The organism is Clostridiaceae bacterium HFYG-1003 (assembly GCA_024579835.1).
Lineage (GTDB): Bacteria > Bacillota > Clostridia > Clostridiales > Clostridiaceae > JG1575.
Map to the genome: position 1 here is coordinate 3,246,636 of CP102060.1, position 13,803 is coordinate 3,260,438.

Annotated in this window: 19 protein-coding genes; 18 read left to right on the forward strand and 1 reads right to left on the reverse strand. The window is 53.0% G+C overall.

The window, feature by feature from the left end; translation table 11 throughout:
* Positions 1-28 precede the first annotated feature (28 nt).
* From NQU17_14565 to rplQ, 7 genes are all read left to right on the forward strand, one after another.
* The gene (locus NQU17_14565) at positions 29-292 is read left to right on the forward strand and encodes a KOW domain-containing RNA-binding protein (GenBank protein ID UUM11815.1); all 264 of its coding nucleotides are present in this window, start codon (positions 29-31) and stop codon (positions 290-292) included.
* A 6-nt stretch (positions 293-298) separates the two neighbouring features.
* Positions 299-517, forward strand: coding sequence for a translation initiation factor IF-1 (infA, locus tag NQU17_14570; protein UUM11816.1), 219 nt, complete (start codon positions 299-301; stop codon positions 515-517).
* Between the two features lie 13 nt (positions 518-530).
* A complete protein-coding gene (gene rpmJ / locus NQU17_14575; GenBank protein ID UUM11817.1) occupies positions 531-644 on the forward strand; it encodes a 50S ribosomal protein L36 in 114 nt (37 codons plus the stop codon).
* Positions 645-678: 34 nt separating this feature from the next.
* On the forward strand, positions 679-1,047 hold the full coding sequence (gene rpsM, locus NQU17_14580; protein UUM11818.1) for a 30S ribosomal protein S13: 369 nt from the start codon (positions 679-681) through the stop codon (positions 1,045-1,047).
* A 12-nt stretch (positions 1,048-1,059) separates the two neighbouring features.
* Positions 1,060-1,458 carry a 30S ribosomal protein S11 gene (gene rpsK, locus NQU17_14585; GenBank protein ID UUM11819.1) on the forward strand — a complete coding sequence of 133 codons (399 nt, stop codon included), beginning with the start codon at positions 1,060-1,062 and terminating at the stop codon, positions 1,456-1,458.
* 111 nt (positions 1,459-1,569) lie between these two features.
* The gene (locus NQU17_14590) at positions 1,570-2,517 is read left to right on the forward strand and encodes a DNA-directed RNA polymerase subunit alpha (protein ID UUM11820.1); all 948 of its coding nucleotides are present in this window, start codon (positions 1,570-1,572) and stop codon (positions 2,515-2,517) included.
* 11 nt (positions 2,518-2,528) lie between these two features.
* Positions 2,529-2,870, forward strand: a complete 342-nt coding sequence (gene rplQ / locus NQU17_14595) for a 50S ribosomal protein L17 (GenBank protein ID UUM11821.1) — start codon at positions 2,529-2,531, stop codon at positions 2,868-2,870.
* A 115-nt stretch (positions 2,871-2,985) separates the two neighbouring features.
* Here rplQ and NQU17_14600 read toward each other — a convergent pair whose 3' ends face one another.
* Positions 2,986-3,408: a hypothetical protein gene (locus NQU17_14600; protein ID UUM11822.1), complete on the reverse strand. Its 423-nt coding sequence runs from the start codon at positions 3,406-3,408 to the stop codon at positions 2,986-2,988.
* A 325-nt stretch (positions 3,409-3,733) separates the two neighbouring features.
* Between NQU17_14600 and NQU17_14605 the strand changes: the two genes are divergently transcribed.
* The 11 genes from NQU17_14605 to NQU17_14655 all read left to right on the forward strand — a co-directional run bounded on the left by NQU17_14605 (position 3,734) and on the right by NQU17_14655 (position 13,669).
* Positions 3,734-4,636 carry an energy-coupling factor transporter ATPase gene (locus NQU17_14605; protein UUM11823.1) on the forward strand — a complete coding sequence of 301 codons (903 nt, stop codon included), beginning with the start codon at positions 3,734-3,736 and terminating at the stop codon, positions 4,634-4,636.
* Positions 4,612-5,478 (forward strand): energy-coupling factor transporter ATPase, encoded by an 867-nt coding sequence (locus NQU17_14610; GenBank protein UUM11824.1) that lies wholly within the window; start codon positions 4,612-4,614, stop codon positions 5,476-5,478. Before NQU17_14605 ends, NQU17_14610 begins: the two co-directional genes overlap by 25 nt.
* Entirely contained in the window at positions 5,475-6,293 is an 819-nt protein-coding gene (locus tag NQU17_14615; GenBank protein ID UUM11825.1) for an energy-coupling factor transporter transmembrane protein EcfT, read from the forward strand. Before NQU17_14610 ends, NQU17_14615 begins: the two co-directional genes overlap by 4 nt.
* 7 nt (positions 6,294-6,300) lie before the next feature.
* The gene (gene truA, locus NQU17_14620; GenBank protein ID UUM11826.1) at positions 6,301-7,089 is read left to right on the forward strand and encodes a tRNA pseudouridine(38-40) synthase TruA; all 789 of its coding nucleotides are present in this window, start codon (positions 6,301-6,303) and stop codon (positions 7,087-7,089) included.
* Positions 7,079-7,867: a TIGR02206 family membrane protein gene (locus tag NQU17_14625; GenBank protein ID UUM11827.1), complete on the forward strand. Its 789-nt coding sequence runs from the start codon at positions 7,079-7,081 to the stop codon at positions 7,865-7,867. The genes truA and NQU17_14625 overlap by 11 nt, the downstream gene beginning before the upstream one ends.
* A gap of 70 nt (positions 7,868-7,937) precedes the next feature.
* Positions 7,938-8,606: a DUF6198 family protein gene (locus NQU17_14630; protein ID UUM11828.1), complete on the forward strand. Its 669-nt coding sequence runs from the start codon at positions 7,938-7,940 to the stop codon at positions 8,604-8,606.
* A 137-nt stretch (positions 8,607-8,743) separates the two neighbouring features.
* Positions 8,744-9,178 (forward strand): 50S ribosomal protein L13, encoded by a 435-nt coding sequence (rplM, locus tag NQU17_14635; GenBank protein ID UUM11829.1) that lies wholly within the window; start codon positions 8,744-8,746, stop codon positions 9,176-9,178.
* A gap of 17 nt (positions 9,179-9,195) precedes the next feature.
* Positions 9,196-9,588, forward strand: a complete 393-nt coding sequence (gene rpsI, locus NQU17_14640) for a 30S ribosomal protein S9 (protein UUM11830.1) — start codon at positions 9,196-9,198, stop codon at positions 9,586-9,588.
* Positions 9,589-9,881: 293 nt separating this feature from the next.
* On the forward strand, positions 9,882-10,763 hold the full coding sequence (locus NQU17_14645) for a hypothetical protein (protein ID UUM11831.1): 882 nt from the start codon (positions 9,882-9,884) through the stop codon (positions 10,761-10,763).
* A 99-nt stretch (positions 10,764-10,862) separates the two neighbouring features.
* Positions 10,863-12,224 carry a Trk system potassium transporter TrkA gene (gene trkA / locus NQU17_14650; GenBank protein ID UUM11832.1) on the forward strand — a complete coding sequence of 454 codons (1,362 nt, stop codon included), beginning with the start codon at positions 10,863-10,865 and terminating at the stop codon, positions 12,222-12,224.
* Entirely contained in the window at positions 12,221-13,669 is a 1,449-nt protein-coding gene (locus NQU17_14655) for a TrkH family potassium uptake protein (protein UUM11833.1), read from the forward strand. The genes trkA and NQU17_14655 overlap by 4 nt, the downstream gene beginning before the upstream one ends.
* Positions 13,670-13,803 lie beyond the last annotated feature (134 nt).

Sequence of the window (13,803 nt, forward strand, 5' to 3'; positions counted from 1 at the left end):
TGACTATTGGTAATCAGGAGATTGATCCATGGAAGAATTACTGGGACGCGAAGTCCTGTCTGTCAAAGGACGCGACCGCGGCAAGCACTACGTGGTGGTGGAGATCATCGATGCCTATTTTGTCCGGGTGGCGGATGGAGAACAGAAAACCGTCAGCTCACCGAAACGGAAAAACAAAAAACACATCGTCTGCACCGAAAACCTGAATCCCATCCCCATGGATTGGACGGAAACAAAACAAGGCGATGACCGGATCAAGCAATTTTTAACGAATCGCAAAAAGGAGGTTTGATTACCTATGTCAAAAGACGATGTAATTGAAATGCAGGGAGAGGTATTAGAGGCTCTACCCAACGCCAATTTCCAGGTTAAGCTGGAGAGCGGCCACTGCATTACAGCACACATTTCAGGAAAACTCAGAATGAACTATATTAAGATCCTGCCGGGCGACCGCGTGACGGTAGAACTGTCACCCTACGATCTGACCAAGGGCAGAATCACCTGGAGATCCAAATAAGGAGGTTTGAACGATGAAAGTAAGACCATCAGTAAAGCCGATCTGCGAAAAGTGCAAAGTCATCAAGCGTAAAGGGAAGGTCATGGTTATCTGTGAAAATCCCAAGCACAAGCAGAAACAGGGCTAGTTGATCAATTTAAACACGGAGGTGTAATAGGAATATGGCGAGAATCGCTGGTATCGATCTACCGAAGGAAAAACGGGTAGAAATCGGATTAACATATATTTATGGAATCGGAATTTCCACAGCCAGAAGAATCCTGGCTGAAACAGGCGTAAACCCGGACATCCGGGTGAAGAACCTGTCAGAAGAAGAAGAAAACTTGCTGCGTGACTATGTCAACAAGAACGTGAAGGTGGAAGGCGACCTCAGAAGAGAAATCGCTCTGAACATCAAGCGTCTGTCCGAAATCGGATGCTACAGAGGCATGCGTCACAGAAAGGGTCTGCCGGTCCGCGGCCAGAGAACCAAAACCAACGCGAGAACCAGAAAAGGCAAGAAAAAGACCATCGCGAATAAGAAGAAGTAGGGAGGCAGGAAAATGGCACAAGCTAAGAATGTCAAGAAGACAAGAAAAAGAAAAGAACGCAAGAATGTCGAACGCGGCCAGGCCCATATCCAGTCGACCTTCAATAACTCCATCGTTACGATCACTGACGCGGCTGGCAATGCCCTGTCCTGGTCCAGCGCCGGAGCACTTGGATTCAAGGGTTCCAAAAAGAGCACTCCCTTTGCAGCTCAGCTGGCTGCAGAGACCGCTGCCAAGGCAGCCATGGAGCATGGCCTGAGAACCATCGAAGTCTTCGTCAAGGGACCTGGTTCAGGCAGAGAAGCTGCGATTCGTTCCCTCCAGGCAGCCGGACTCGAAGTGACCATGATCAAGGATGTCACTCCGCTCCCGCACAATGGATGCAGACCCCCCAAGAGAAGGAGAATGTAGTCCTGAGGGATACATTCACCCCGCCCGAGCGATCGGGCGGCACATGGTACGTGAATAGATCAGTTGCCCTCACGTATAGTTGCCAAAATCATCAAGGAGGGTTTTAAATCAATGCTGGAAATCGAAAAGCCAAAAATAACGGTCGTTGAGACCAATGAAGACGGGACCTATGGAAAAATCGTGGTGGAACCCTTATTGCAGGGTTACGGCATCACCCTGGGCAATGCCCTGAGAAGAATTCTTCTCTCCTCGCTGCCCGGTGTAGCCCCCAACTCCGTCAAGATTGACGGGGTACTCCATGAATTTTCCACCGTTCCCGGTGTGAAGGAAGATGTCACTGAACTCGTACTTAACATCAAGAACCTTGCCATCAAAATGCAGGGCGACGGACCGAAGAGCATCTACATTGATGCAGTGGGTCCCTGTGAAGTAACAGGCGCTGATATCAAGACCGACGGTGACGTCGAGATCGTCAACCAGGACTTCCACATCGCGACATTGGACGACAACGCAAAGCTCTATATCGAGATCGCCATTGACCGCGGTCGCGGATATGTGTCTCAGATGAACAACAAGTCTGAGGAACACTCACTCCAGACGATTCCAGTCGACTCCATCTACACGCCGGTTAAGCGTGTAAACTTCACGGTGAACAACACCCGGGTCGGCCAGGTCATGAACTATGATGAACTCACGCTGGAGCTTTGGACCAATGGCACCATCAAAATCGAAGAAGCGATCAGCCTGTCTGCGAAGATCCTGATCGAGCACTTCAAACTCTTCATGACGTTAGTGGACAACAACAATGACATGGAGATCATGATCGAAAAAGAGGAAGACAAGAAGGAAAAAGTTCTGGAGATGACCATCGAAGAACTGGATCTTTCGGTTCGGTCCTATAACTGCCTCAAGCGGGCAGGCATCAACACGGTTCAGGAACTTACTCACAAATCCATGGAAGACATGATGAAAGTCCGGAATTTGGGTAAAAAATCCCTGGAAGAAGTTGAAAGAAAATTAAAAGACCTCGGTTTAGGTCTGAAAACGAGCGACGAGTAGGAGGATAGAAAATGGCTATTGAAAGAAAACTTGGCAGAAGTACTGACCAGAGAAGAGCCATGCTGAGAAGCCTTGTAACAAACTTCCTGAAGCATGGTGTCATTCAGACAACCTATACAAGAGCCAAGGAAACCCAGTCCATTGCTGAAAAAATGATCACTCTCGGCAAGAGAGGCGATCTTCATGCAAGAAGACAGGCTCTGGCCTTTATCACGGAGGAAGCGGTGGTTGCCGAATTATTCGACACAATCGCACCGAAGTACGCAGAACGCGAAGGCGGATACACAAGAATCTACAAAGTGGGACCAAGACGGGGCGATGCAGCGGAAGTTGCCATCCTGGAACTGGTTTAATCCCCAATATGAAAAAGCCGGCTCACAGCCGGCTTTTGTCATAGAATGAATTAATTTCCAAAGACTGGAGAGGGTTATTCTCCAGCAATCGCAGGAAGCAGGTGCTGACCACAGATCAGCGCTGCGTCTGTTCCTGAGCTTCCGGTTCATCCTGCTGCAGCAGGGACGTCGTTCCGTGCCGGCGCAGGATGTTTCGGCTGGGCTGATCCTTCATGGTCATTACCAGCACGCCGGTGACCACGGTCATGATCAGTGACAGATAAAAACCGGGCGCCAGTCGGTTCATATTCCGGGCAGACGCGTAGAAAAGCTCCGCCAGAAACAGCAGGACAAACAGTCCTGAGGTCATGGAATACTGTCCAAGGACCAGCAGAATAACTGCCAGCAGAGACAGTGCCAATATCAGGAACCGATACTGCTGTACAAAGTCAAGGCCCGTCAGATCGGTCTGGGTTCGATAATCCAGCCAGGTCAGGAAGAACGATCCGAAGAACAGGATCGTCGACAGGGCGATCAGAATCGACTTTTTTTTCGTCATGGAATCATCCCCTTTCTTTCATCATAATCCTCCGCCGGAGGGATTTCAACCCAATGACAGGATGCGCCGCCGCTCTGTGACGGCAGGGAAGAGTCCGGAAGGCAAGGCAGCCTGGATCCGGGAGAAAGGATGCCGGACACTTATTCAGGATCCTCCATCAGTCCGGACGGGGAATCTGTACTGGTAAATCTCGAGGAAGACAAGCCCTTACATTGAGAACTCGTTCCCCTTCATATATAATTTAGAAGTACAATTATGCTCAATTTTAAAAGTCTGGCTGTCATTGTGCGGCCAGCAAAAATTTAACGTCAGGATGGGCCATGCTATGGACGAAAAAACGGGATTGCCCGGCGATCCAATGATCAGAACGGAACATCTTTATCATTATTATCACCAATACGATGAAGATGGAAATCAGACTGCGCTCCCCGAGAGCGAAATTCAATATTCCATCAAGGATATCACGCTGACGGTTCCCAAGGGCCAGTTTCTATGCATCCTGGGTCACAACGGATCCGGCAAGTCGACGCTGGCCAAGCATTTTAACGCGCTGCTGCTGCCGGTTCGCGGCGGGATCTGGGTCGATTCCATCGACGCCACCAACCCCGCCAATACCTGGGAAGTGCGTTCCCGGGCCGGCATGGTATTCCAGAACCCGGACAACCAGATGGTAGCCACCATTGTGGAGGAGGACGTAGCCTTCGGCTGCGAGAACCTGGGGATTCCGCCCCAGGAGATCCGCCAGCGGGTGGAGAAGGCACTGAAGGAAGTCGGGATGTACGAATTCCGCAAGCATGCACCGCACCTGCTGTCCGGCGGCCAGAAGCAGCGCATTGCCATCGCCGGAATCCTTGCCATGCGGCCTAAGTGCATTATCTTTGATGAGCCGACGGCTATGCTGGACCCTTCCGGCCGCAAGGAAGTCATGGAAACAGTGCGCGAACTCAACCGGGATTACGGCATTACCGTCATTCATATTACCCATTATATGGAAGAAGCCGTCCAGGCTGACCGCATCGTGGTCATCGAGGAAGGCAGCATCATGATGGATGATACTCCGGTCAATGTCTTTTCACGGGTTCAGGAAATTAAAGCAATCGGGCTGGATGTGCCCCAGGTCACGGAAGTCGCCTATCTGCTTCAGACAGCCGGCATCCCGATCGATACGCACATTCTGACCATCGATGAAATGGTTGGTATATTATGTCAATTAAAGCAGAACATGTAACATTTGAATACTCACCCGGAACGCCCTTTGCCAAAAAGGCGCTGGATGACATCAGTCTGGAAATCCCGGAAGGAAAGTTTGTGGCTCTCATCGGCCATACCGGTTCGGGAAAATCCACGCTGATCCAGCACTTCAACGGGCTGATTCAGCCAACCTCAGGCCGGATTCTGGTCGATGGGGTGGACATCCATGCCGAGAACGTCAAGAAATCGGACATTCGCAAAAAGGTGGGACTGGTGTTCCAGTATCCGGAGTATCAGTTGTTTGAAGAAACCGTCGAGAAGGACGTGGCCTTCGGTCCGGGCAATCTTAATTTAACCGAAGACGAGATCGCCGGCCGAGTCCGCCGGGCCATTGAGCTGGTGGGCCTGGATTTTGAGGAATACCGGCATAAAAGTCCCTTTGAGCTCTCCGGAGGTCAGAAACGCCGCGTTGCCATAGCCGGTGTGGTGGCCATGGAGCCCCGCGTCCTCATCCTGGATGAGCCGACTGCCGGACTCGATCCCCGCGGCCGGGAGGAGATTCTGTCCCAGCTGAAGCGGCTGCATGAGAATTACGGCATGACGACGATCCTGGTATCGCATTCCATGGAGGATGTGGCCGATCTGGCGGACCTGGTCCTGGTGATGTATGAGGGCAAGGTCGTCATGGCGGATGTACCCAAAGTCATTTTCTCCCAGGCGGACCGGCTGGAAGCCATGGGCCTGGCGTCGCCTCAGGTGACCTATCTGATGCGCCGGCTGAAGGAACACGGCTTTGACGTGCCTTCCGACATCATCCATGTCCGGGAGGCGGCCGAAGCAATTGCGGCAGCTCTGGGAAAAGGCGGTGAGTGCAAATGATCAAGAATATTACCCTGGGTCAGTATATTCCCAGTGATTCGGTGATCCACCGGCTGGATCCCCGAACCAAGATTCTGGCAACCCTGGTGTTCATCACCTCCCTGTTCCTGGTCCGGACCTATACGGCCTATGCAGTGGTCTTTGGTTTTATCCTGCTGATTACCTACCTGGCCAAAGTCAGATTCCAGTTCCTGTACAAGGGGCTCAAGGGCGTCTTCATGCTGATTCTGCTCACGGCACTGCTCAACCTGTTCCTGACGGGGGGCAGCGGCGATCCCATTCTGCAGCTGGGCTTCCTCCGGGTTTACCGGGAAGGTCTCCGGCTGGCTCTGTTCATGAGTCTGCGCCTGGTGCTTCTGATTATGGGCACTTCACTCCTGACGCTGACCACGTCGCCGATTGAGCTGACCGACGGCATTGAAAAATTGCTGAACCCGTTCCGCCGCTTCGGGATGCCCGCCCATGAGCTGGCCATGATGATGTCCATCGCGCTGCGCTTCATTCCCACTCTGATGGATGAAACGGATAAGATCATGAAAGCTCAGATGGCCCGCGGAGCCGACTTTGATTCAAAAAACCTGGTCAAGAAAGCCAAGAGTCTGATTCCGCTGCTGGTGCCCCTTTTCATATCGTCCTTCCGTCGGGCCGAGGACCTTGCCATGGCCATGGAAGCCCGCTGCTACCGGGGTGGGGAAGGCCGGACCCGCATGAAGGAACTGGCTTACCGAAAGCGTGATTTCCTGGCTTACGGAGCCCTGGCACTCTACCTGCTGCTGGTTGTTGTGACCGGCCTGCCGCACCTTGGTCTGTGGTAGCACCGAGATGACCCGGGATTTGATCAACATCGCGCTGGTCCTGGAATTTGAAGGGACCGGATTCAACGGCTGGCAGGCTCAGGATTTCGGCCGGACGGTGCAGAATGAGATGGAACGTGCGATCCTTGCCGTCACCGGCGAGACGGTCCGGGTCACCGGCTGTTCCCGCACCGATGCCGGCGTCCACGCCAGCTGCTATGTCATGAACTTTCGAACCGCATCCGCGATCCCTCCCGACCGGATCAAGTTCCCGCTGAACAACGTTCTGCCGGCGGACATCCGGATCCGGGAAAGTTTTGCCGTGCCGCCGGAATTTCATGCCCGAAAGCATGCCCGAGCCAAAACCTACTGCTACCGGTTCATTAATTCTGACACCGATCTGGCAGTCGGCCGCCAGTACGTTGCCCAGGAAAAAGGGGAGCTCGACTTCGCGGCCATTGGCCAGACCCTGGAGCTTTTCCGCGGCACCCACGATTTTCGGGCCTTCCGATCCACCGGATCCTCCGTCCAGTCCACTACCCGCACGATTTATGACATCCGCCTGGACCGGCAGGACCGCGTGTTTACCCTGACGGTGTCAGGCGACGGATTTCTGTACAACATGGTCCGGATTATCGCCGGCACCCTGTTCTATGTCGGACACGGAACCCGCACCTTGGAAGAGGTGAGGGAGGCCTTAATACACGGGGACCGTCTCAAAGCCGGACGGGTGGCTCCGGCCCGGGGCCTGATGCTGGAAGGCGTTGCCTATGACCCGCAGGATATTGGACGGGATGGAAATTTTCATGGATCTTAAGGCGATGCTGGATTACTTTTTTCGCGGAAACTGGGAAGATTACCGGTTTCCGCTGTTTACCCCAGTCCACTTTCTGCTGATGGGACTGACTCTGGCCGGAATCTGGATGATCCGGAACTGGCGGGAACCCTTGAAGCGGGATCCTCGTCAAAGACTCCGCCGGTTCCTCATCGGCGGGCTGCTGCTGGAGCAGGTAACCCAGTATGGCTGGTACGCGCTGGCCGGGACCTTTACACTGGGTGACGGACTGCCCCTTTATATCTGCCGCACAGCCATTCTGGCCATTCTGCTGGCACTTCTGACCAGACAGTCCTGGGCCAGACACCTGGCGGTCTACTGGGGAACCTTCGGGGGTGTCCTGGCCTTAGTCTTCCCGGTGGTTTATCCGATGCATTTTCCCCACGTTACCAGCTTTACCTATTTTGGCGGCCACATTTTGATGGTCTGGGCCGTGGCTTATCTCCTGGCGGTGGAGGAAATCCGCCTGACCAGGCAGGGACTGATCTTCAGTCTGTTCTTCACCAATGCCTTCAATTTGTTTGTCCTCTGGCTCAATCCAAGGATCCAGGGAAATTACAGCTATTTTGAGTTTCCCCCGATGTTTTCCGAACAGCTGAGCCAGCTGCCGCGGCCGGTCTATCTTGGGGCCGTTTTTCTAATTTACAATCTCCTGATTCTCCTGATTCATCGCGTATTCAGACCCACAGCCAGTCCCGGACAGAATCCGGACAACGACCGCGCGGCCATCACCGCAGCAACCCATCAGAACAAGGAGTGAATCCATTGAAACAAATGAATAAATCTTCCCATCCTCAGACAGCATGGGACAACCACGGGAGGCACGTCATATGCTGATGCAGCTGCCGCGGCCCACGGCCAAACTGGCCGTTCGGTTCCTCTTTTATGTCATCGGCCTGTTTATCCTGGCTCTGGGCGTCGCTTTTTCCGTCAATTCCCGACTGGGTGTATCCCCGGTCAGCTCGCTGCCCTATGTCGCCAGCCTGATCACCGGCCTGAATCTCGGACTTATGGTTATGGCCAGCTACCTGATCTACATCGCGCTTCAGATGATACTCCTGGGCAAAAAATTCCGCTGGATCGATCTGACGCAGCTCCTGTTTTCCGTCCTGTTCGGCTACTTTGTGGATTTTACAAAAGTACTGCTGGGGGATTTCCGAATTCCGACTTACCCCGGACAGCTCCTGATGCTGGGCATCAGCATGCTCCTGATCAGTATCGGCGTCGTTCTCTATGTCAATGTCAACCTCATCAACATGCCCATGGAGGCTTTGACCGTGGCCGTACGCGACCGACTGTTCCCCAAACGGACCTTTTCCGATGTGAAAATCATGCTGGATACCACTGTGGTGACCACAGCGATTCTGCTGTCCTTTCTATTCCTGAAAAATGTGTCGGGGGTGCGCGAAGGAACCGTGCTCTCAGCGCTGCTGGTTGGACGCATCATGAAGGTGATTCATCCGATCATTGTACCCCGTCTGAGAAAAATTTGTTTCTAGGTCGAAAAAGTGCATTATTCGTTTGACACACGCCGATGCGTGTAATATAATACTAATGTTTGTTATATGAAAAAGTAAGGATTCACTAGCCCCGAATCCTATTTTTTACAGCGGACAGTAAAACGGGAGGTTTAAAGATGAAATCATATTTAGCGAAAGCTGGAGAAATTGAAAGAAAATGGTATGTCGTCGATGCTGCCGGAAAGCCTCTTGGTAGAGTGGCTAGTCAGGTTGCATCAATCTTGAGAGGAAAGAATAAACCTGAGTTCACTACCAATGTAGACACAGGTGATTTTGTAATAATCATCAATGCAGAGAAGGTCGTTCTGACCGGCAAGAAGCTGGATCAGAAGATGCTGCGTCATCATTCCCTGTATCCGGGCGGACTGAAGGAAACTCCTTACCGTGTGGTAATGGAAAAGAAGCCTGAATTCGCAATGACTGAAGCTGTCAGAAGAATGCTGCCCAAGGGTGTCCTTGGCCGTCAGATGGCAACAAAGCTGAAGGTATACAGAGGATCCGAACATCCTCACGCTGCACAGAATCCAGAAGTTCTGGAACTGAAGTACTAAGGGGAGGAAATCAGTAAATGGCAAAAGTTCAATACATGGCCACAGGAAGAAGAAAGAAATCCGTTGCGAGAGTAAGACTTGTTCCCGGTGAAGGCAAAGTCATCATCAACAAGAGAGAATTCGAAAACTATTTCCCGATGGAAACCACCCGTCTGATCGTTAATCAGCCGCTGGAACTCGTTGGAATGAAAGCCACATTTGATGTCCTGGTTAACGTCCACGGCGGCGGAACCACCGGACAGGCCGGAGCAATCCGCCACGGAATTTCCCGCGCCCTGGTCAAATCCGATGAGAACCTCAAACCGGAATTGAAGAGAGCAGGATTCCTGACCCGAGATTCCAGAATGAAGGAAAGAAAGAAGTACGGCTTGAAGAAAGCTCGTAAGTCTCCTCAGTTCTCCAAGAGATAAGGATCTCACCACCAATCGAATATCAAAAGGATGTTTTCAAACTTGCATTGCATTGGAAACATCCTTTTTTTCTCTATTACGAGTCCTTTCCGACTTCAGATCATAAACGCCCATGGTCATCCCTGCCAGGGATCGGAGGCAGGTTTGGCAGCAGGGCTGGCTTTGCTTATCCAGGACTGCATTTGCGCATACAGGAACTATTCGGAGGATCCCCGGAATGAACCATCGCATTCGCGCGAGAAATCATCATCCTTTATAATGAGTTTAGAACGATTAACAAGGAGGGGCAGAGGATGAATCAAATGACGGAATCGGATCCGATTCGCCTGATCAAAGGCTATCAGGCAGATCCGGAACAAAGAGCGTCCTTTAACCGGCTGGCGACTTCTGTCTTTGGACTGGATTTTGAAGACTGGTATCAACTGGGGTGCTGGAATGAGAAGTATATCCCGTATTCGATTTTTCGACAGGGTGAGGTCATTGCCAATGTCTCGGTCAGCCCCATGGTGTTCTTGGACGACAACCGGCCGGCTCGGCTGCTGCAGCTGGGAACCGTGATGACACGGGTGTCCGAGCGTGGAAAAGGCTGGATCCGGCTTCTCCTGGATGAGGTTCGCCGGGATTTTGGCGGTCAGACAGACGGGTGGTTTCTTTATGCCAATGACTCGGTGGTCGGCCTTTATCCTAAATTTGGCTTTCGTCCCCATACCGAGCAGGAGTTTTACAAGGCTGTGATCAATCAAGGCACTGCCCGCGTCCGCAGCCTGCCGCTGCAAAGTGATGCAGACCGGGCCCGGCTGGTGGAAGCGATTCGTGCCAGCGCGATTCAGCACCGCATGTGGCTTCAGGATCCGGTACCCCTGCTGCTGTTCTACCTGACGAAGTTCATGCCGGAATCGGTGTATTATCTGGAGGAGCAGAACTCCTGGATGATTGCTGAGATCCAGGAGGATACCTTGATTCTGCATGAGGTATTTGGGCCGGATCCTGTCAACCTGCATCAGGTGATCCAGGGATTCGGCGGCGGCATCCGGGAAGCGGTGATTGTGTTTGCTCCGCTGGATCCGAAGGGGTTTTCGGTCCGGCCATTGATCCAGGACGATACCACCTGCTTTGTCCAGGGGGCATGGTTTGAGCATCCCGTTGGCCGAATTCCCGGCCTGGCCCGGACCTGAAGACACAGGCGGATCCGATCGGGACACAGGGACCGACGGACCGTTTGGTAACTACGGAAAAAGGCTGGTATAATGGCTATACCGCATGAGGAGGTACGTATGAGAATTGTAATCGGAGGCGGGGGGAAAGTTGGTACGTTCCTGTGTCAGGAACTGTCCAAGGCCAACCATGACGTCTTTTTAATAGAAATGAAAGAACAGATCCTTCAGGATATCATTGACATGAACGACATCACCGGAATTGTGGGGAATGCGGCGGACTATGAAACGCTGATGGAAGCGGAGATCCATCGGGCGGACATGTTCATTGCCGTAACCAGCTCCGATGAGGTCAACATGATCGCGGCGATCCTGGCCAAGCATCTGGGAGCTCACCATACCACGGTCCGTGTCCGCAATCCCATCTATACCAACAAGAACAACATGCTCAATCAGGGACTGGGGCTGGATGTGCTGATTAATCCGGACTATGAGGCCGCCTTCCACATTGCGGGGCTGATCCGGAATTCCCATGCCCTGAATATCGAAAGTTTTTCCAATAACCGGGTCAGTCTGATTGAACTGCACATCGATCCGGGCAGCAAACTGCACAATATGCCCCTGGTAGAGTTCCGGCAGCGGTTTGGAGCTATTCTGGTTACGGTCATCGAGCGCAATGGCGAGGTGATCATTCCGGACGGCACCACCAGACTTCAGACCGGCGACAACTTCTTTATCGTCGGGGAGCGCAGTGCCATCAGCAACTTCTACACGCTGGTCGGCCGCTCTGAGAAGACCATCCGCAGCGTCCTGATTCTGGGAGGCGGCCATATTTCGTTCTATCTGGCCAAGCTCCTGGAATCCAGCGGCAAGGAAATCACCATCCTCGAGGTGGACCCAGCCCGGGCAGAAGAGCTGTCGGAACAGCTTCCCTTCGCCCGGATTCTGCAGGGTGACGGTTCCGATCAGGATTTTCTGGAAGAAGCCCGGATTTCATCCTATGACTGCATGGTCACTCTTACCGGAATTGACGAGGAGAACATCATTGCCTCGCTGTTCGGCCTCCACAAAGGCGTGCAGAAGATCATCACGAAGGTCAACCGCACCAACATCCTGAAGCTCCTCCAGAACCAGGGCATTGACGCGGTGGTCACCCCCAAGTTCCTGGTGGCCAACCGGATTCTGAAAAAAGTTCGCTCGGTGGAATCATCCCGGTCATCCAATGTCGATGACATCTATCGGATTGCCGGCAACAACGCCGAAGCTCTGATGTTCACCATCAACAAGGAAAGCCGAGCACTGAACGTCCCGCTGCGCAAACTGAAAATCCGCAAAGACGCCATCATTGCCTGCATCCTGCGCGGCAGCCAGATCATCTATCCGGATGGCAATACGACGATTCAGTCCAGCGATCAGGTGCTGGTGGTCACAACCAGCAAGCTGTTTGACGATATCGACGATATTCTGGAGGGCAAGGCATGAACTATGGAATTGTAGGCTGGGCCATCGGGCGGGTTTTATGGGTTGAAGCCAGTTTGATGATCTTTCCGGTGGCCGTGGCTCTGATCTACGGCGAAGCGCCGATTAACGCCTGGTCATTCCTGATTACCATGGTGCTGCTTGTCATTTGCGGCGCGCTGCTGGGACGCAAGAAGCCGGTGATCGACAAGCTCTATACCAAGGAGGGTCTCGTCATTACCGGTTTGTCCTGGGTGGTGCTGTCTTTTTTCGGTGCTCTGCCCTTTTTTATCTCGGGCCAGATTCCGTCATTGGTCAATGCCTTGTTTGAAACAGCCTCGGGCTTTACCACCACCGGAGCCAGTATTCTGACTGACGTGGAGGCGCTGACACATTCCATGCTGTTCTGGCGCAGCTTCACCCATCTGATCGGCGGCATGGGAATCCTGGTGTTCACCATGGCCATCCTGCCCAGAATGGGAGACGATACCGTCCATATCATGAAGGCGGAAGTGCCTGGGCCGGTATTTGGCAAAATCGTCTCCAAAACCGGCAGCACCGCCCGGATTCTCTATATCGTCTACCTGGGGATGTGGGCGTTGACGGTACTGTTTCTGATGCTGGGCGGCATGCCACTGTTTGATTCCATGCTGCACGGCTTTGGCGCCGCCGGCACCGGCGGGTTTGGCATCCGCAATGGTTCAGTGCTGCCCTATAACAGCGCTTATATCGAAATGGTTCTGGGCATCGCCATGATATTGTTCGGTGTGAATTTTAACCTTTATTTCTTCCTGTTGTTCGGCAACTGGAAGACTGTGTACAAGAATGAGGAGCTGCGCTGGTACCTGGCCATCATTGCCGGGGCGATTGTCTTCATTTCCTATAATCTGAAAGACCTTTACGGACCACTGACCGAACGCCTGCGCCATGTCTTCTTTACGGTATCTTCCATCATTACAACAACTGGGTTCACTACAGTGGATTACGCGACCTGGCCCATGCAGACCCATATCATCCTGTTGCTGCTGATGTTTGTAGGCGCCATGGCCGGATCCACCGCCGGCGGTCTGAAGGTATCCCGAATCGGGATTCTGGCCAAGAATGCTCTGTCCGAACTGCGCCGGGTGCGGGAGCCCAAGCGGACCCTGGTGGTCCGGTACGAGAACCGGGCGGTCATGAAAAGCGTGACGGACAGCGTCCTGAAATATCTCGTGATTTACTGCATTGTCTTTTGGGGACTGGTGCTGCTGGTATCACCGGATGTGCCGAATTTCGTTTCAAGCTTTTCCGCTGTGGCCGCGACCTTCAACAACATCGGCCCGGGATTGGGCATGGTCGGACCGATTTACAGCTACAACGATTTTTCGGATTTCTCCAAAGTGGTTCTTACCATCGGCATGATCGCCGGCCGCCTGGAAATCTATCCGATCCTGCTGCTGTTCATGAAGCACACCTGGAAGCGGTACTGATACTCACTTCGGTCCGGTCCGCTGCCCTTCGGGATTTGTCCCTGCCGATGCGGACTTGGGGCATCCCTTTCGAACCTGCCAGATAGAGAGCTCCTGAGTTCGTTATAAGAGAGACATCCTTTACCGGGTGTCTC

Coding starts and splice junctions, on each gene's coding strand:
- NQU17_14565 (UUM11815.1), top strand. CDS start 29: ATGGAAGAATTACTGGGACGCGAAGTCCTGTCTGTCAAAGGACGCGAC.
- infA (UUM11816.1), top strand. CDS start 299: ATGTCAAAAGACGATGTAATTGAAATGCAGGGAGAGGTATTAGAGGCT.
- rpmJ (UUM11817.1), top strand. CDS start 531: ATGAAAGTAAGACCATCAGTAAAGCCGATCTGCGAAAAGTGCAAAGTC.
- rpsM (UUM11818.1), top strand. CDS start 679: ATGGCGAGAATCGCTGGTATCGATCTACCGAAGGAAAAACGGGTAGAA.
- rpsK (UUM11819.1), top strand. CDS start 1,060: ATGGCACAAGCTAAGAATGTCAAGAAGACAAGAAAAAGAAAAGAACGC.
- NQU17_14590 (UUM11820.1), top strand. CDS start 1,570: ATGCTGGAAATCGAAAAGCCAAAAATAACGGTCGTTGAGACCAATGAA.
- rplQ (UUM11821.1), top strand. CDS start 2,529: ATGGCTATTGAAAGAAAACTTGGCAGAAGTACTGACCAGAGAAGAGCC.
- NQU17_14600 (UUM11822.1), bottom strand. CDS start 3,408: ATGACGAAAAAAAAGTCGATTCTGATCGCCCTGTCGACGATCCTGTTC.
- NQU17_14605 (UUM11823.1), top strand. CDS start 3,734: ATGGACGAAAAAACGGGATTGCCCGGCGATCCAATGATCAGAACGGAA.
- NQU17_14610 (UUM11824.1), top strand. CDS start 4,612: ATGTCAATTAAAGCAGAACATGTAACATTTGAATACTCACCCGGAACG.
- NQU17_14615 (UUM11825.1), top strand. CDS start 5,475: ATGATCAAGAATATTACCCTGGGTCAGTATATTCCCAGTGATTCGGTG.
- truA (UUM11826.1), top strand. CDS start 6,301: ATGACCCGGGATTTGATCAACATCGCGCTGGTCCTGGAATTTGAAGGG.
- NQU17_14625 (UUM11827.1), top strand. CDS start 7,079: ATGGATCTTAAGGCGATGCTGGATTACTTTTTTCGCGGAAACTGGGAA.
- NQU17_14630 (UUM11828.1), top strand. CDS start 7,938: ATGCTGATGCAGCTGCCGCGGCCCACGGCCAAACTGGCCGTTCGGTTC.
- rplM (UUM11829.1), top strand. CDS start 8,744: ATGAAATCATATTTAGCGAAAGCTGGAGAAATTGAAAGAAAATGGTAT.
- rpsI (UUM11830.1), top strand. CDS start 9,196: ATGGCAAAAGTTCAATACATGGCCACAGGAAGAAGAAAGAAATCCGTT.
- NQU17_14645 (UUM11831.1), top strand. CDS start 9,882: ATGAATCAAATGACGGAATCGGATCCGATTCGCCTGATCAAAGGCTAT.
- trkA (UUM11832.1), top strand. CDS start 10,863: ATGAGAATTGTAATCGGAGGCGGGGGGAAAGTTGGTACGTTCCTGTGT.
- NQU17_14655 (UUM11833.1), top strand. CDS start 12,221: ATGAACTATGGAATTGTAGGCTGGGCCATCGGGCGGGTTTTATGGGTT.